Source organism: Ammoniphilus oxalaticus, assembly GCF_003609605.1.
Taxonomy (GTDB): Bacteria; Bacillota; Bacilli; order Aneurinibacillales; family RAOX-1; genus Ammoniphilus; species Ammoniphilus oxalaticus.
This window is the reverse complement of sequence record NZ_MCHY01000008.1, coordinates 101,639-119,706: the sequence shown is the minus strand read 5'-3', so window position 1 is coordinate 119,706 and position 18,068 is coordinate 101,639. Positions and strand designations below refer to the sequence as shown.

General features: G+C 43.5%; 15 protein-coding genes and 1 pseudogene. 6 read left to right on the top strand and 10 right to left on the bottom strand.

Features of this window, described 5'->3' with window-relative positions:
* Nucleotides 1-228 precede the first annotated feature (228 nt).
* From BEP19_RS06770 to BEP19_RS06745, 6 genes are all read left to right on the top strand, one after another.
* Complete coding sequence (locus BEP19_RS06770; RefSeq protein ID WP_120189096.1) at nt 229-1,230, top strand: ABC transporter substrate-binding protein; 1,002 nt, start codon at nt 229-231, stop codon at nt 1,228-1,230.
* Between the two features lie 115 nt (nt 1,231-1,345).
* The gene (locus BEP19_RS06765; protein WP_120189095.1) at nt 1,346-2,596 is read left to right on the top strand and encodes an MFS transporter; all 1,251 of its coding nucleotides are present in this window, start codon (nt 1,346-1,348) and stop codon (nt 2,594-2,596) included.
* 54 nt (nt 2,597-2,650) lie between these two features.
* On the top strand, nt 2,651-3,421 hold the full coding sequence (locus BEP19_RS06760) for an ABC transporter ATP-binding protein (protein WP_120189094.1): 771 nt from the start codon (nt 2,651-2,653) through the stop codon (nt 3,419-3,421).
* Nucleotides 3,418-4,245: an ABC transporter permease gene (locus BEP19_RS06755; protein ID WP_120189093.1), complete on the top strand. Its 828-nt coding sequence runs from the start codon at nt 3,418-3,420 to the stop codon at nt 4,243-4,245. The genes BEP19_RS06760 and BEP19_RS06755 overlap by 4 nt, the downstream gene beginning before the upstream one ends.
* A gap of 125 nt (nt 4,246-4,370) precedes the next feature.
* Complete coding sequence (locus BEP19_RS06750; protein ID WP_425452729.1) at nt 4,371-5,291, top strand: DMT family transporter; 921 nt, start codon at nt 4,371-4,373, stop codon at nt 5,289-5,291.
* 21 nt (nt 5,292-5,312) lie between these two features.
* The gene (locus BEP19_RS06745) at nt 5,313-6,104 is read left to right on the top strand and encodes a Cof-type HAD-IIB family hydrolase (RefSeq protein WP_211329324.1); all 792 of its coding nucleotides are present in this window, start codon (nt 5,313-5,315) and stop codon (nt 6,102-6,104) included.
* A gap of 33 nt (nt 6,105-6,137) precedes the next feature.
* Here the strand turns inward: BEP19_RS06745 and yihA are convergent, their stop codons facing one another.
* The 10 genes and pseudogenes from yihA to BEP19_RS06695 all read right to left on the bottom strand — a co-directional run bounded on the left by yihA (nt 6,138) and on the right by BEP19_RS06695 (nt 18,014).
* Complete coding sequence (gene yihA, locus BEP19_RS06740) at nt 6,138-6,728, bottom strand: ribosome biogenesis GTP-binding protein YihA/YsxC (protein ID WP_120189091.1); 591 nt, start codon at nt 6,726-6,728, stop codon at nt 6,138-6,140.
* Nucleotides 6,725-9,064, bottom strand: coding sequence for an endopeptidase La (gene lon / locus BEP19_RS06735; protein WP_120189090.1), 2,340 nt, complete (start codon nt 9,062-9,064; stop codon nt 6,725-6,727). The genes yihA and lon overlap by 4 nt, the downstream gene beginning before the upstream one ends.
* A gap of 84 nt (nt 9,065-9,148) precedes the next feature.
* A complete protein-coding gene (lonB, locus tag BEP19_RS06730) occupies nt 9,149-10,831 on the bottom strand; it encodes an ATP-dependent protease LonB (protein ID WP_120189089.1) in 1,683 nt (560 codons plus the stop codon).
* A gap of 135 nt (nt 10,832-10,966) precedes the next feature.
* On the bottom strand, nt 10,967-12,232 hold the full coding sequence (clpX, locus tag BEP19_RS06725) for an ATP-dependent protease ATP-binding subunit ClpX (RefSeq protein WP_120189088.1): 1,266 nt from the start codon (nt 12,230-12,232) through the stop codon (nt 10,967-10,969).
* Nucleotides 12,233-12,243: 11 nt separating this feature from the next.
* Nucleotides 12,244-12,834: pseudogene (clpP, locus tag BEP19_RS06720) on the bottom strand (ATP-dependent Clp endopeptidase proteolytic subunit ClpP); the annotation flags it as partial.
* Nucleotides 12,835-12,919: 85 nt separating this feature from the next.
* Nucleotides 12,920-14,212: a trigger factor gene (gene tig, locus BEP19_RS06715; protein ID WP_120189086.1), complete on the bottom strand. Its 1,293-nt coding sequence runs from the start codon at nt 14,210-14,212 to the stop codon at nt 12,920-12,922.
* Between the two features lie 166 nt (nt 14,213-14,378).
* Nucleotides 14,379-15,431 (bottom strand): hypothetical protein, encoded by a 1,053-nt coding sequence (locus BEP19_RS06710; RefSeq protein WP_120189085.1) that lies wholly within the window; start codon nt 15,429-15,431, stop codon nt 14,379-14,381.
* A 36-nt stretch (nt 15,432-15,467) separates the two neighbouring features.
* Complete coding sequence (locus tag BEP19_RS06705; protein WP_120189084.1) at nt 15,468-16,064, bottom strand: XTP/dITP diphosphatase; 597 nt, start codon at nt 16,062-16,064, stop codon at nt 15,468-15,470.
* A 1-nt stretch (nt 16,065) separates the two neighbouring features.
* A complete protein-coding gene (gene rph / locus BEP19_RS06700; RefSeq protein ID WP_120189083.1) occupies nt 16,066-16,809 on the bottom strand; it encodes a ribonuclease PH in 744 nt (247 codons plus the stop codon).
* Nucleotides 16,810-16,931: 122 nt separating this feature from the next.
* Nucleotides 16,932-18,014, bottom strand: coding sequence for a GerMN domain-containing protein (locus tag BEP19_RS06695; RefSeq protein ID WP_120189082.1), 1,083 nt, complete (start codon nt 18,012-18,014; stop codon nt 16,932-16,934).
* Nucleotides 18,015-18,068 lie beyond the last annotated feature (54 nt).

Here is an 18,068-nt window from a genome sequence, read left to right as displayed (position 1 = left end):
TTTCCCCTATTCCGATAGAAGCAGACGTAATTAACGTCGTAATTGTAATGTGTAACAATATATTAAAAACTATCTGTATGCATGTTAACTTATTATACCATGTTCTTTTCCAACATGGTTTGACAAATTGTGATAGCTTTGTGTCCAAACATACCGTTTATTCACACAATTAGCTAATTGTTCATACAGATAGATTATAGCCCAGATAAAATTCAGGAGGTTGAAAGAATGAATAATTGGCGGCGAACTGCTGGCTTTCTTTTTTTAAGTTGTATCCTAACGCTGTTAGCAGCTTGCGGCAACGGGTCCTCTCATCTAACAAAAATTCGTTTGTTTGAAGTGACCCATTCTATTTTTTACACCCCGCAATACGTTGCTTTAGAAAAAGGATTTTTTGAAGACGAAGGATTGGATGTGCAACTTACAAACGCCAACGGCGGAGATAAAGCGATGACTGCCTTGCTTAGCGGGAACGCGGAAGTCATTCTGATGGGCGCTGAAGCTACGATCTATGTTAAAAATCAGGATGCGATTGATCTTGCTGTCAACTTCGCCCAGCTGACTCAAACAGATGGATCATTCCTCGTTTCGCGGGAACCGATTGAAAATTTCAGTTGGAATATGTTAAAAGGAAAAACAATGATTGGTCAACGCAAAGGCGGAATGCCGCAAATGGTAAGTGAGTATGTGCAGAAAGAAAACGGTGTGACTCCCTTCCAAGATGTGAAAGTCATTCAAAATATTGATTTCGCCAACTTAGGCACAGCTTTCGCCTCTGGAACAGGTGATTTCGCCCATTTATTCGAGCCTGTCGCATCTAAATTGGAACAAGAAGGAATCGGGCATGTAGTCGCTTCATTTGGAGAAGAAAGCGGTAAGCTACCGTATACTGTATTCATTACAAAACAAAGTTATATCGATCAACATCCTGAAACGGTACAAAAGTTTACAAACGCTGTGTACCGCGCCCAACAATGGGTCGCCGCCCACTCCACGGAAGAGATTGCCGAAGTCATCTCTCCACAATTTCCTGATCTAGATCGCGAAACATTAATCATTGTGCTAGAACGCTTTAAGTCGCAAGATTCTTTTGCAACCGATCCTATTCTACATGTAGAACAATTTGAAAATCTAGCCAAGATTATGGAAGACGCCGGGGAATTGAAGCAAAAAGTCGACTTTGGGCCAATTATCAATACCGATTTCGCGCGCAATGCTGTTCAAGAGTAACAGAACCACGGGGCCTTATAAGCCCCTTTTTTCAATTCAGACCCGATTTTCTTATAAAAAGAGTCCTCCCTGGGTATTCTTAACCTAACAGATAGCATCTCTAGGGGGGGAAACTATGGAAGCTAAAACGAAGCGCGGGCTCTTCTATAGATGGGATCGAAGCGAAGATTCGATCTTAAAACAACACCTAGGTCCGCAGGGTCGGCTGCTTTTAATCGTAAACACGCTGTTTTTACTCGCAGAAGCTTTGTCTGGAACATTCGTCAACGTCTACTTATGGAAAGAAGGCGGCGGATACGCCTTAATTGGTTTATACAATGTGGCCTTTTATTTGGCTATTCAGATCACCTTCATGTTTTCTGGTAAATGGGTCAAAGTCCACAATAAGATGTCTTGTTTAAGAGCGGGCATATCGATCGCCGCCGCTTTTTATTTATTGGTCTTATTTCTGGGAGACAACGCGATTCATTACATTTTGCCGCTTGGATTTATTCAAGGAATCGGCCACGGTTTTTTTTGGCTTTCTTTTAATATTATTCTTTTCGAAATCACAAGTCGGGAAAATCGCGACAAATATAACGGGTTAGCCGGTGTTTTCAGTTCTTTTGTCGGAATGGCCGCTCCATTGGGAGCTGGTTATTTCATTTCAAAAATGACAGGGATGAAAGGATATTATGTTATTTTCTCCGTTTCGCTTGGCGTTTATATTACGGGGGCGATTTTAAGTTCTTTTCTGCATAAACGAAAAGCGGGCGGGAAGTTTTCTGTCAGACAAACATTTTCCATTATTCAAACAAACAAAACTTGGCGACTGCTTTTTTTAGCGATGATTGGACAAGGCATCAATGAATCAGTCTTTACATTTTTAGTCGGCATCTTAGTTTTTGTGGCGACGAACAATGAGTGGAAAGTCGGCATTTATACGTGCATTACGTCTGGTGTCGCTTTCATATCCTTTTACGCGGCTGGTAAGTATTTGTTACCCGAATGGCGAAATAAAGCGCTGTTCTGGGGCTCAATCTTAATGTCGATATCTGTGTTGCCCTTGTTTTATGTAACGAACTATTCAACTTTGTTATGGATGGGGATCGGAATCAGCTTGTTTAGTCCCTTGTTTCTGATCCCAGCTGTTTCGATCGTATTTGATACGATCGGTCAAAACAATAAAACCGCTGAATGGAAAGTAGAAAACATCATCATTCGGGAAACCGGGCTCAATGTGGGACGATTACTGGCGCTCGCTGTATTCATCATACTAATCAGCTGGAACGATCAACCCCTCATGCTCAACAGTATTCTGTTTGCCGTCAGTCTTGCTCAATTGATCACATGGCATTACATGAGGCAGATAAAAATAGAAATATAATTGAATCACCCATCTTCCTATTCTGAATACGATAGAAATAGGAGGTGGGCGATTATGTGGGCTAACCATCTCATTGCCTTTGACCGTGTCAGTAAAACGTTTATGACCAAAAATGGCGAAAATCAAGCCGTCGATGATATTTCCTTGACCGTGGATGAAGGTGAATTCGTTAGCATCCTCGGTCCAAGCGGTTGTGGAAAAAGCACCTTGTTATCGATGTTATCCGGTCTTTTTCAACCAACCAAAGGAAAGGTGTTCGTCAACAACGAGTCTGTTACAAAACCTCGTAAAGATATCGGGTATATGTTACAGCAAGATTACCTGTTAAGCTGGAGAACCATTCGGCAAAACATATTATTAGGTCTTGAAATTCAAAACGCGCTCACAAGTGAGACAGAACGACACGCGTTGCGATTACTTGCCGAAATGGGATTGCTCTCATACAAAGACCATTACCCGCACCAATTATCTGGCGGAATGCGTCAACGCGTCGCGCTCGTGCGCACGTTAGCAACAAATCCACAAATTTTATTGCTAGATGAACCATTTTCAGCTTTAGATTTCCAAACTAAATTGCGTTTAGAAGATCTTGTCGCCGATACATTAAAAAGAAAAAAGAAAACCGCCATTCTAGTGACTCACGATATTTCTGAGGCAGTCGCCATGTCGGACCGAATCTTTGTGTTAAAATCCAGTCCGGGTAAAATCGCAACGACAATCGAAATCCCAGATTCATTACGTGAACCGCTCCCATTCGCTAGCCGGGATGTTCCTGATTTTCAACATTACTTCCAACTCGTTTGGAAGGAGTTGAATACGAAATGAAGGATTGGAATACATGGTTAGAACGCGGCGGCAAATCAAAAGAACACCGCGACTTCTTGAAGAAAGAACGAATATACACGCTCTATGTCGGTTTTACACAACTCGCTATCTTGGTCTTGTTTATCGGAATGTGGGAATGGGCTTCGACCATGAAGTGGATCGATCCGCTTCTATTTAGTAGTCCTTCGAATATTTGGCGTGTCTTTATCGAGATGGTCGCTCGCGGGGACCTTCATCCTCATATCTTAGCGACGGTATGGGAAACGGTTGTCGGCTTCCTCGCTGGCACAGCGATCGGCACCACCATTGCCATTTGTATTTGGTGGTCTCGTTTTTTATCGCGGGTGATAGATCCATTTTTAGTGATTCTCAATGGGATGCCAAAAGTCGCCTTAGGTCCCCTGTTCATCGTTGCCTTCGGCGGTGGATTCACAGCGATCGTGGCCATGGCCGTTGCGACTTCCGTTATTATTACAACGATCGTTGTCTATGGCAGTTTTAAGGAAGTCGATCCTAATTATATTAAGCTCGTGCAAACATTTGGCGGAAGGAAGCGCCAGATATTTAAAAAGATCGTGTTGCCCGCTTCCTTTCCAACGATCATTTCAACTTTGAAAGTCAACGTTGGGCTTGCCTGGGTAGGCGTCATCGTCGGTGAATTTCTCGTTTCGAAACAAGGGTTAGGCTACTTAATCATTTACGGATTCCAAGTATTCAACCTAACGCTTGTCTTTGTGAGTCTCTTCATCATCGCCATCTGCGCCACGATTATGTATCACCTCGTTCAGTATACCGAAAAACATTTATTAAAAAATCGCAATTAAATTAAACAGAAAAAAGAGAAGGTTGTTCCGCTCCAATAAGAACGACCTTCTTTTTATTGTTTTTTTACTTTATCAATCAAATACCGTCATGTATAATAGAAACAGTTTTTTTATTTGATATAGAGGTGAGTTTCTTGAAAAAAACCATAATCGCTGACCTCGCGCTCCTGTCTGTCGCGTTTATATGGGGAATTACGTTTGTGATCGTGCAAAATGCGATTGAAACGTTGCCTCCTCACACGTTTAACGCGCTACGCTTTTTTATGGCGGCGGTCTTATTGTTTATCATTATTGCGCTATTCTTTAAAGAGCAACTACGAATGTTTTCGAAAAAGATGTTCATTAGCGGTTTTATTCTTGGCATCTGGCTATTTGGCGGGTATGCTCTGCAAACAATTGGCTTACTGCATACGACCTCATCGAAAGCTGGATTCATCACCGCCCTTTCTGTCGCCCTCATCCCACTGTTTAGTTTCCTTTTTTTGAAACAAAAACTTCAGTGGCCCGCGATTGCAGGCGTTGTTGCGGCAACAATCGGTCTGTATTTCCTAACGCTTGGCGATTCTTTGTCCCTAAACAAAGGAGACTTTCTCGTATTTTTGTGCGCGATCTGCTTCGCTCTGCAAATTATCTTCACTGGAATCTACGCTCCGCATTATCCAGCGATCAGCTTGGCGTTTGTTCAGATTTTAACAGTAGCTTTATTAAGCGCGGGAGGCGCCTTTTTCTTTGAAAATTGGCAAGCTGCTTTGACCCCAACCCGTTTGTTTCAACCTCAAATTATTTGGGCGTTACTGATTACAGTCGGTCCAGCGACCGTCTTTGCTTTTTTAGCCCAAACAATCTGTCAAAAATTTACGACCCCTACACGCGTTGCCCTCATCTATGCGATGGAACCCGTGTTTGCCGCCCTTGCTTCTTTCTTTTGGACTGACGATGTGTTAGGATACAAAGCATTAGGCGGATGCCTACTCATTTTTATCGGAATGATCTTGTCGGAACTACGGCCCGAACAACCGTTTGTTAAGAAAACGATCAAGCAATGATTGGAGTTGAAAGATAAAACCGTGTACAAGATGATCACGATTGATGTCGACGATACATTGCTCAATGATGCGGGAATCGTAACAGAAGGAACAAAACAAGCGATCATGCAGGCGATGGAGCGCGGTGTCAAAGTCACGTTAGCAACAGGACGGATGTATGCTTCTGCTGTACAGGTAGCGCAACAAATGGGCTTAAACGTTCCATTGATTACATATCAAGGCTCTCTCGTTAAAAACCTGATCGATGGCGAAACACTCTATGAACGTTTTGTCCCACAGGAAATTACCGAACTTTTATTTGATTACGCGGACAAACATCAGTTGCATCTTCAGGGCTACTTTCAAGATCGACTTTATGGAACGGAAGATAACGATAAGATTAAACGCTACGCTTCGATCGCCAAAGTCCCCTACACCATTGAAGATGCGGCGTTCTTACGAGCCAAGCCTCTAACTAAATTATTGTTCTTTGAAGAACCTGACGTTTTGGAAATACACGAACAACATTTTAAAAAAGTGTTTGGTGATCGCGTCTACATCACAAGATCAAAACCATTCTTTTTAGAAGTTTTGCACCGAGATGCGACAAAAGGGCATGCGGTCCGTTTCCTCGCCGAACGATCTGGGTGCTCGATGTCAGATGTGATCGCGATCGGAGATAGTTGGAACGACCATGAAATGATCGAGGCAGCAGGTCTTGGAGTGGCAATGGACAATGCAATCGATTCCCTAAAAGCAATTGCTGACTATATCACACGAAGCAATAATGACGATGGGGTTAAACACGTCATTGAAAAATTTATCTTAAAATAAAAACAAGAGACTGTCTCGGAAAAATTCTTCCGTTCAGTCTCTTTTTATTTGGGCAAGCAACTGTTTCCAAGCTTCGTCTTTTCCTTGTCCTGTTTCAGATGAAAACAGAACAATGGAATCCCCTGACTGCAAGCCAAGCGTTTCCTTCACGATCTTCTGATGTTTTTGCAATTGCCCTTTCGATATTTTATCCGCTTTCGTTGCGACGATCACGACAGGAATGTGATAAAACTTTAAGAATTCATACATCGCTTTATCATCCGCAGTGGGAGGATGACGTAGATCCACCAGTTGAACGACAGCCCGCAACGGATCTCTTCCAACAAAATATTCTTCAATCATTTTGCCCCATTTTTCTTTCTCCGTTTTGGAGACACGAGCAAACCCATAGCCAGGCACGTCTACAAAATAAAATTGTTCGTTAATCTTAAAAAAATTTAACGTCTGTGTTTTGCCAGGTCTGGATGATGTGCGAGCAATGTTTTTCCGATTTAACATGCGGTTGATAAATGACGATTTCCCAACATTCGAACGCCCAGCCAGAGCAATTTCTGGCAGGGCATCCTGAGGGTATTGGGCAGATGCGACAGCGCTAATAATAAATTCTGCCGTATTTACCTTCATACTGTGACCTTCCCATCATCAATGACTAAAGCTTTGTCTAACACTTCATCAAGATGTTCGACCGGGATAAATGTCAAGTCTTGTTTTACCGTATCTGGTATTTCGTCAATATCTTTTTCATTTTCCTTCGGCATGATAATCGTTTTTAAACCAGCGCGATGCGCCGCTAACGACTTTTCTTTCAAACCGCCAATCGGCAACACTCTGCCGCGCAACGTAATTTCACCTGTCATCCCAACTTCCTTAGAAACCGGTGTGCTGCATAACGCGGAAATAAGAGCGGTTGCGATTGTAATTCCAGCCGATGGGCCGTCTTTAGGAATGGCGCCCTCAGGAACGTGAATGTGGATGTCGCTTTTTTCGTAAAAATCGGGATCGATTTTTAACTCCTCCGCGCGAGAACGTATGTAGCTAAACGCGGCCTGCGCCGACTCCTTCATCACATCGCCTAGTTTACCAGTCAACGTCAACTTCCCTTTGCCTGGCAAAACGGCAACCTCAATCGTCAACGTGTCACCGCCCGCTTCAGTCCAAGCAAGGCCTGTGCAGGCTCCTACTTGATCTTCTGTTTCCGCCAGACCATACCTAAACTTACTCTTGCCGATCAACTCTTCAAGCGTTTCAAGGGTAACATTGAGCTCTTGCGCTTCGTCGCTGACAATCTGTTTAGCCGCTTTCCGACAGATCGTTTCCATCATACGGTTTAAATCTCGAACCCCGGCTTCTCGTGTATACAAACGGATAATTTCTAGCAGTCCTTCTTCCGAGACCGTTAGTTGCTCTTCCGCCAAACCGTGTTCTTCCATTTGTTTAGGCAACAGATACTTTTTTGCGATATTTAATTTTTCAATCTCTGTGTAGCCCGGGATATGCAACATTTCCATCCGATCAAGTAATGGTCTAGGAATCGTATGCACTGTGTTCGCTGTTGTAATAAACATTACCTTGGATAAATCATAAGGTTCTTCAATGTAGTGATCACTGAACGTGTCGTTTTGATTCGGGTCTAACACTTCCAATAGCGCCGCGGCGGGATCACCCCGAAAATCATTGGCCATCTTATCGATTTCATCCAATAAAAAGACAGGATTAACCGTTCCAGCTGTCTTCATTCCTTGGATCACCCGGCCCGGCATCGCCCCGACATATGTGCGACGGTGCCCCCGAATTTCGGCTTCATCCCTAACGCCCCCCAAGGAAATTCGCACAAACTCCCTTCCAAGGGACCGAGCGACAGAACGGGCTAACGATGTTTTTCCAACACCTGGAGGTCCGACAAGACAGAGTATTGGACCTTTTAATCGTTTGACCAGCTTTTGCACCGCCAGGTATTCGAGCACTCGCTCTTTCGCCTTTTCTAAACCATAATGGTCTTCATCCAACACTTCTTTCGCATGGTTAATATCTAGGTTATCTTCAGTTACTTTTGTCCAGGGTATGGAGAATAACCAGTCGATATAGTTACGAATCACGTTTCCTTCAGCAGAGGTTGGAGGCGTCTTTTCCAGTCGGTCAATTTCTTTTGCAATTTTTTCTTCTACTTGATCCGGTCCATCAAATTCGCTTAGCTGTTTACGAAGTTCTTCGACTTCGCCCGCTCTTCCTTCTTTATCGCCTAACTCTTTCTGGATCGCTTTCATTTGTTCGCGCAAATAGTATTCCTTCTGCGTTTTTTCCATCTGTTTCTTAACGCGTTGGCCTATTTTTCGTTCTAACTCTAACACTTCGCGCTCATTGTTCAAAATCTCCAGCAATATTTCTAAGCGAGCTTTGACATTTATCGCTTCTAGCACATTTTGTTTATCCTTCATCTTCAATGTCAAATGAGAAGTAATCACATCAGCTAAGCGACCTGGTTCATCAATATCTGATACAGAGGCTAATGTCTCTGGCGTCACTTTCTTTGACAACTTAATATATTGCTCAAACGTCCTTAATACGGACCGCATTAATGCTTCGACCTCGGCCATTTCGTCCATTTCATCTTCTAACTCGCTAATAGCTACCTCGAAATACTCGTCTTCGTTTAGAAATTGATCGATTCTCGCTCTTTTTAATCCTTCTACAAGCACTCGAATCGTTCCATTTGGAAGCTTTAGCATTTGCTTAATCTTAGCAATCGTTCCCACCTTAAAAATCTGCTCTTTCGTCGGCTCTTCAAGGTGAACTTCTTCCTGTGTTGCCAGAAGAATTAAATTATCATCCACCATTGCCTTTTCTAACGCTTTTACAGATTTCTCGCGACCCACATCAAGGTGAAGAACCATCGTTGGGAAAACTAATAGACCTCTTAACGGAAGTAACGGTATCTTTCGTTCTCTCCCTGTTGTTCCCATTATGACACCTCCCTGGCCTCTTCTATGGACAATATTTTATCGTAACTCTATGTTATTGTCTAACCTTTCCAACGATTGAAGCGGTTAAATCGAGATTGACGATGCCGATAAAACGTCATTCGCCGCTGGAATGACCTTTGATTCAGATGCGACGTCTGTCCCTAAAGCATGTTGAAACACTTCTTCAACTCGCTTTACTGGAATGACCTTAATGTCCTCTACCGTGTCAAATATTGCTTGCCAATTATCACTTGGGATGATCACTTGCTTACAACCGGCCTGCTTCGCAGCCTCAACTTTTGCGACAATCCCGCCAACGGGCTTCACATTGCCGTGAATACTTACTTCACCTGTCATCGCCGTTAGATTATCCACTGCTTGCTTATGAATGGCTGAATAGATAGCTGTCGCCATCGTCACACCAGCAGATGGTCCATCGATTGGGGTTCCGCCAGGAAAATTGATATGCAAATCATAATCCTCAATATTCGACCCTTGCAACTTCAACACAGTCAATACATTTTCCAACGAACCTTTGGCCATCGATTTTCGACGAATCGTTCGATAACCGCCGCCCATCTCTTCTTCTTCAACAACCCCTGTAATGGCAATTTTACCTGTTCCAGGTTGTTCCGTTTGGCGCGCGGTCACCTCGATTTCAAGTAGCATTCCCATATTCGGCCCATACACGGCTAAACCGTTCACCAAACCCACTTGAGGCTTATCATGAACTTTTCGTTCTGCGCGAGGCGATTTTTGACTGCTATGTACAACCCATTCCACATCTGCTTTCGTCACTTTATCACGCTTATCTGTGATCGCTAAACCGACCGCAATCTGCACGGTATTAACAGCTTCCCGACCATTTGTCGCATACTTTGCAACCACTTCAATCGCGCCTGGATCAGCGACAAAGCCCATTTTTTTAACTGCATTTGCCGCAATCTTTTTAATCTCATCCGCCAACAAAGGACGAAAGAAAATTTCTAGACAACGTGAGCGAATCGCAGGGGGGATTTCATCAGGCGTTCGCGTCGTTGCCCCAACCAACCTAAAATCAGCGGGTAACCCATTCTGAAAAATATCATGAATATGTTGGGGAATCGTTGTGTTTTCTTCATTATAATAAGCGCTTTCTAAAAATACTTTTCGATCCTCGAGCACCTTTAACATTTTGTTCATTTGAATCGGATGAAGCTCACCAATTTCATCAATGAACAACATCCCGCCATGCGCCTTAGTGACTGCGCCTGGTTTTGGCTGTGGAATACCTGCTTGTCCCATCGCGCCCGCTCCTTGATAGATCGGATCATGGACAGAACCAATCAGCGGGTCCGCAATCCCTCTTTCATCAAAACGGGCCGTCGTTGCATCCAATTCTACAAAAGCGGATTGATTTGTAAAAGGGGATAGCCTACTTTTCTTTGCCTCTTCTAAAACAACTCGAGCCGCTGCCGTTTTTCCGACACCCGGAGGTCCATAAATGATGACATGCTGCGGGTTTGGCCCACATAAGGCCGCTTTTAACGTTCGAATTCCATCTTGTTGCCCAACAATATCTTGTAAATGAGAAGGTCGTGTTTTTTCCGCTATCGGTTCGGTTAAGGAAATCGCTCGTAACTTACGCAAAGACTCCATCTCTTTACGAGATTCACGATCTACAGCCGTTCGGTTCGTCCGTTGATTACGAAGCAAATTCCAAAAATAGATTCCGATCACCACTGCAAAGAAAACTTGTACCACCATCAGCAACATCGACCAATTCATTTCTATTCCCTCCCATAAAGTTTACTATATGCAATATTATTGCCTTTATGAGAGGAAATTAGACCTTCTTTTACCAGCCCAAGCGATCTTTAACAAAAAAGGGCGCTACTCGCGGCAGCACCCTCTAACAAATTTTTATGCGCTTTCCTTTGGTTTCTGAACGAGCCCTTCTTCTGTGTACATCAACGGCTCACTCTTCTCGATTACCGTTTCTTCCGTAATCACACACTTCACAATATCATCGCGCGAAGGCAAATCATACATCACATCGAGCATGATTCCTTCAATGATAGAGCGTAGACCTCGAGCGCCAGTGTTTCGTTTGATCGCTTCTTTAGAAATCTCTTCTAAAGCGCCTTCTGTAAACTCGAGTTCAACCTCATCCATCTCTAATAGCTTCTGATATTGCTTTACCAAAGCATTCTTTGGCGCGGTTAGAATCTCAACCAGAGCGCCTTCATCAAGCGGCTCTAACATACTCATAACCGGCAGACGACCTACAAACTCAGGGATTAAACCAAATCTTAATAGATCTTCTGGCAACGCCATCTTCAAATATTCACCTGGTTTCAGATCTCGCTGACCATCCGCAGCTTCTGTTCCAAAACCGATGACTTTCTTCCCAACGCGACGCTTTACGATTTGCTCAATGCCATCAAACGCGCCTCCGCAAATAAAGAGAACGTTAGACGTATCGATTTGAATAAACTCTTGATGTGGATGTTTTCGTCCACCTTGTGGAGGAACGCTGGCCACGGTTCCTTCCAGAATCTTCAGCAACGCTTGTTGCACCCCTTCGCCAGAGACATCTCTAGTGATCGAAGGATTTTCCGATTTTCTGGCCACTTTATCAATTTCATCGATATAAATAATGCCACGTTCTGCTTTTTCTACATCATAATCAGCAGCTTGAATCAACTTTAACAGTATATTTTCAACATCTTCACCCACGTAACCTGCTTCTGTTAAAGAAGTTGCATCCGCAATCGCAAACGGCACATTAAGAATTCTTGCAAGTGTTTGGGCAATGAGCGTTTTACCGCTTCCCGTAGGCCCAAGCATCAAAATATTACTCTTTGACAACTCGACATCATCAACTTTAGACCCTGTATTAATACGTTTGTAATGGTTGTAAACAGCAACAGCCATTGTCTTCTTCGCATCTTCTTGCCCGATGACATATTCATCAAGGAACTTTCTAATTTCGTTCGGCTTCGGAATTTCTTTAATATCAATCTCTTCTTCCGCGCCCAATTCCTCTTCTACAATTTCTGTGCACAGTTCGATACACTCATCACAAATATAAACGCCAGGACCGGCTACTAACTTACGAACTTGATCTTGTGATTTCCCACAAAAAGAGCACTTAAGTTGGCCCTTTTCATCATTAAACTTAAACATACTATCACCCCTTAGGCTTGGTCTCTATTAGTGATCACTGCGTCAATCAAGCCATACTCCTCAGCTTCCGACGAACTCATAAAGTAATCTCGATCCGTATCTAGCTCCACTTTTTCCAAAGGCTGACCTGTATTTTCCGCCAAAATTCGATTTAACTGATCCCTTGTTTTCAAAATCCATTCCGCATGAATCTTGATATCGGTAGCCTGACCCCTCACCCCGCCTAATGGCTGATGGATCATCACTTCACTGTTAGGGAGGGAGAAACGCTTACCCTTTTCACCTGCGGCTAGCAAAAAAGCTCCCATACTCGCCGCAAGTCCAATGCAGATAGTAGAAACATGAGGCTTTATAAATTGCATTGTATCATAAATAGCCATGCCTGCAGTGACAGAACCGCCCGGTGAATTTATGTATAGGTGAATGTCTTTATCTGGATCATCCGCCGCCAGAAATAACAGTTGGGCAACAACAGCATTAGCCACCTCATCATCGATCTCTGTCCCAAGCAATATGATTCGATCTTTTAGTAGACGGGAATAAATATCATAAGCTCGTTCTCCTCGATTGGTCGTTTCTACAACCATAGGTATAAACATATCGCCATTCCCCTCCTTTGTATCATTGTATCACTTTTGTAAAAACAAGGCACGAACATTCTCGCGCCTTGTTTTAATCTCCTAAACGTTAAGCCGTCACCTTATTCCACTCTACTAGTAAATCAATTGTTTTGCGAATGCGCACGTCATTTTTGATCCCTTCAAATTGATCGCGCATTTCGAAAAAGCCGCGAATTTCTTCAACTGGTTGTTGATACATGTCCGCTAAGTTTTGCAATTCCTCTGTAATATCTTCTTCAGTCACTTCCACATTTTCAGCTTTGGAAATCGCTTCTAACGTTAAGGAATTACGCACGCGTTGAGCCGCGTCCTCCTTCATTCTTTCTTTGATTTCATCTTCATCCGTATTCGAAATCCTTAAGTATAGCTCCATGTCAATTCCTTGTTGCATTAGGCGTTGCTCAAGATCTTTGAACATGTGATCCACTTCGTGTTCAATCATCACTTCTGGAATATCAACTGTAGCGTTTTCCGATACTTTCTCGATGACCGCTTGACGCTCATAATTTTCTTTTTCTTCCTCAGCTTCTTTTTCAAGTTTATTCTTGATGTCTGCTTTCAATTCATCTAAAGTGTCAAATTCACTGACATCTTTCGCTAACTCATCGTCTAATTCCGGCACACTTTTTCGTTTAATGCTATTCAATTTCACTTTGAATGTAGCTTCTTTTCCAGCTAGATCGTCAACATGGTAATCTTCAGGGAATGTAACGATAACATCCTTTTCCTGTCCGATCTCCATCCCAATCACTTGATCTTCAAAGCCAGGAATGAATGTGCCCGATCCGATCTCAAGATCGTAATCATCGCCTGTTCCGCCTTCAAAAGCAATGTCATCGACAAAACCTTCAAAATCGATCGTCGCTTGATCGCCTTCTTCCGCCGGGCGGTCTTCAACGACATTTAATTGCGCGGCGCGCTCTTGCATTTGTTGCAATTCCTTGTTAATGGCTTCATCCGTGACTGAAAAGTCTTGCTGTTCGATTTCTAGACCTTTGTATTCTCCTAATTCAACTTCTGGTTTCACAGTCACTGTCGCTTTAATAATCCAGTTTTGATTTCTTCCCATTTGGTCAACATCAACATCTGGGCGATCAATCGGATCAATTCCTGTTTCTTGAACAGCTTGTCCATACACTTGCGGGAAAAGAATTTCCAAAGCTTCTTGGTAAAGCGACTCTACACCAAAGCGCGCTTCAAAGATATTGCGTGGAATTCTCCCTTTTCTAAATCCAGGTAGGTTAACTTGTTTAACCACTTTTTTAAACGCTTGATCTACCGCGCCTTCAACCTGATCCTGTTCAACTTCAATCGTTAAGACACCTTGATTATTTTCAAGTTTTTCCCAATTGGCTTTCATTTTATTCTTTCTCCTCCTGAAAATTAAATACGATCTTCTATGTAAAGATCCTATCTGAACGGAATTTTATCATCGTCGATACTCGTAAAATTATAACCCTCTCATTATATCTCATAAGCTTGACCGATATCAACCGATCATCTAAGACATTTATAAGGTAATTATTTCAACGTCCCTCTAAATTCAACATAAGTTCGAGCGCTTGATAACACTCCAAAAGTTTATCGACGGGCGCCTCGTATTGTTCAGCGACCTCACTTATGGATGATTGATTGTTTAAGGCATGATCCGTCGCTAAATGCAGCGCGCCAGCCCACGTTCCAACGCGATCAAATTTAGTGTAAAGAGGATAAGCAGCAAGTAGGAATTCAATCCACAATTGCAACGCGAATGAAGAAAACATCGGATCATTATCATACGTCGTATTAGTTACGATATCAATGACCGATTGCGCTGATTCACCCAACCCTTGCTCAAAATCAGGCGTATCAGCGACCTTTGTTTTCCTGAATCCCCCCCACTTATAGACATGAACGTCACCTGATTCTCCAAGCGCTTTCAAAGCATTCAGGGCAAATGTCTTTAATATGGGGTCCGCTGCTCGATTCGTTAACAAATGTTTTAACGCTTCAATACTTTCTGGTCTTTCAACATATTTTAGTTGTTCAATCGCTTGCAGTTGCCGATCAAAATCACCGCTTGCCAAACCTCTCATTAACTTTACAACATAATCCGCGTCCGCTTCCAACCGATCATGGACTTGTTGCCCCACTAACGAACGTTCTGGCTGATTATCGTCTGTTGTCTGTTCCAACAGGGTTTCGCATGAGAGATAGATTTCAAAAAAATCCTGATAAGCTGTCGGTGATAAGGCTTGTTCGGCAAATAGCCGCGAAAGGACTTCACATACCCGTTCATACTTCTCTAAATGAATGAGCGATATAACATACATCCGTAAAACGTCCGTGAGTTCCCCCTGCTCCTGCTGCAACATCCTTTCGGCCAGCGCTACTGTATCCCGATGCAATTCAAGATCATGATAAATCATCAATAACTCCAACGCAATCTCAGCCCGCTCTGGCTCGAGCGCTAACGCTTGCTCTAGATGTTCTCGGGCGCGCTCATAATCTTGTGAATTCTTCGCTTTCAAGGCAAGAATAACATGTCTATCAAACAGATTCGGAAGCGATATGACGTTATCGGTTGATTTGTTTGTCATTAGCTCGAGGTTCACCCCTCTGCAAAATAGCCCGTATCATAGAAGGCGGGGAAGCTCTGTCACAAACTTCCTAACAGCCTCTCCCCGATGGCTAATTTTATTCTTTTCGCGTTCAGTCAATTGCGCCATCGTCAGATCCCGTTCAGGCAGATAAAATATGGGATCGTAACCGAAGCCTTCATGTCCGCGCGGAGCTAAAACGATTTCTCCTTCGCAGCTGCCAGAGCATGTCCACGTTCTTTGCCCCGGGGCGGCAAAGGCAAGCGCGCAACGAAAACGCGCTTGCCTAGCGTCGACGGGAGTTGCGCTCATCAATGCAATCAATTTTTCTATATTATCACGATCGGTTGCGTTTAAGCCAGCGAAACGCGCGGAATAAACGCCTGGCTGTCCGTCTAGCGCGTCAACTTCTAAACCAGAATCATCAGCCAAAGCAGGTAGTCCGAGTAACTTCGAAACCGTCTCCGCCTTTTTGATCGCATTCTGTTCAAAGGTTTCGCCATCCTCTTCAATTTCAGGACACTCGGGATAGTCATCCAATCCTTTGACTACAATTCCGTGTTCGCTAAGCATTCCGTTTAACTCTTCAATCTTTCCTTTGTTTCGCGTCGCCAGCACGATAATTGCGCTCATTTTAATCACCCTGATTAATGTAGGTCGCCACTTCGCCTAACGCTTCTTTCTGAAGAGCAACTAACTCCTGAACGCCTTTTCGGCCTAATTCCAAAAGGCCTTGCAGCTGGTCATACGTAAATGGCTTTTCTTCGCCCGTCCCTTGCACTTCAACGAACTGCCCGTTGCCCGTCATCACAATATTCATATCTACAATGGCGCTTGAGTCCTCGACATACGCTAAATCTAGAGCCATTTCCTCACCGATAATCCCGACGCTCGTCGCCGCCAAATAATCCCGCAATGGCAATTGCGCCCACTCGCGCTTTTCTCTCAATTTTCCTAATGCGTCAGCCATCGCGATGAAAGCCCCCGTGATTGACGCCGTCCGCGTTCCGCCATCCGCTTGAATCACGTCACAATCCAACCAAATGGTTCGCTCTCCTAACGCTTCCAAATCGACAACGGACCGAAGCGCTCTGCCAATCAAACGTTGAATTTCCATTGTTCTACCGCCGATTCTACCCTTGCTAGCCTCACGAATATTGCGCGTTTCTGTCGCGCGCGGCAACATCGAATATTCCGCGGTAATCCATCCTTTTCCTTGCCCGCGCATAAACGGGGGAACCTTTTCATCAATCGTGGCAGTACAAATCACTTTCGTATCGCCAACCTCAATTAAAACGGAACCTTCAGCATGTTTTATGTAGTCTTTCGTTATTTTAATAGGTCTTAATTGATCTAAATTTCTTTGATCCACTCTCATTACATATCCCTCCCAATCTATTACTGGATAATTATAGCATAACTCCATCCTTCATATCATTGCCTATTCAATACGGTTGCATGTGTCATAAAAAAAGAAAAAAGAGGCGGATTGCTCCCCTCTTACATTTTCCCAGGATTCATTTGTGTCGGTCTTGAAACCGGCTTACTATAATCTTTATCTCCGGCTGTTACATTTGTTTTGCCATTTACCATAAATTGAACCTGCCCAACATCCGCATTCTCGGTCAACGACAAGAGAATGGAATCCATTGCTAGCGGGTTCGCTTTACCATCGTTGTAATCTAGAATTTTCTCATCTAAATTAACGGTAGCTACACCGTTATCAATTTTCACATCAAGCACCTTCGTTGTCGGTAGAATAGAGGAGAATAGGTTCGCGCCTTGCTTCGGTCCCCTAATCAATTCATTTACCGTTGCCATCGCTTTGTCATCCGTACGCGAAATCAAGCGAGTAACCGGAACGAAATAGGTTTCTTTATTAGCCATTTCCCCTTGGAAATAAAGAGTAATCGGTGTTGTCTCACCCATTTTCACATTTGCCGCCAGTTCTTTATTGATTCCATCCGCCCGTGAAAGCGACGAGATGGGTGTTCCATCTACCGGCATGACTTCTTGGGGATGTCCATTTATCCAAATTTTCACTTCCTTTACGGATTCAAAGGAAGTAAGAGCGAAGGTAATCGCGTCCACGATCTTTTGCTCATCTTTCGCTTCATAATTTCCAAATTTATCTGAAAAATCTACTGTCGCTACACCGTCCTTAATATTAACACCTTGCACGACTGTGCCTTTTGGGAGTAATGCGGTGAATCCATCGGGCTTTACGTCCTCAATTGGCCCGCCTTTAACCATGTAATTCAGAACTTGCTTCGCTGGCCCTTCCGCTTTCGGTAATTGTACGGTAATCGGAACAACAAAGCCTTCCGGATCCATGAGATAGACAGGAGTAGCAACATCTTCTACCATCGCTTTTGCTGGGTCATCGGTATCCGCTTTCCCCTGATCGCCAATAAGACTAAGCGTAACTTCTTCACTCGGTCCTTGCGGTTTGTTGTTTTTTGACATTCTCGGCGGATCAACCGGCTTTGAGCCTGTAGATTGTTCGGGTCCAAACAACCCGCATCCTGAAAGCATAGCCACCGACAAAGTCAAAGGAATAAGTACAGTTAATTTCCGTGACATTTCTTGTCCCTCCTCAAGGTTTCTGTATTCTATATATACGAGCCTTAAGGAGAT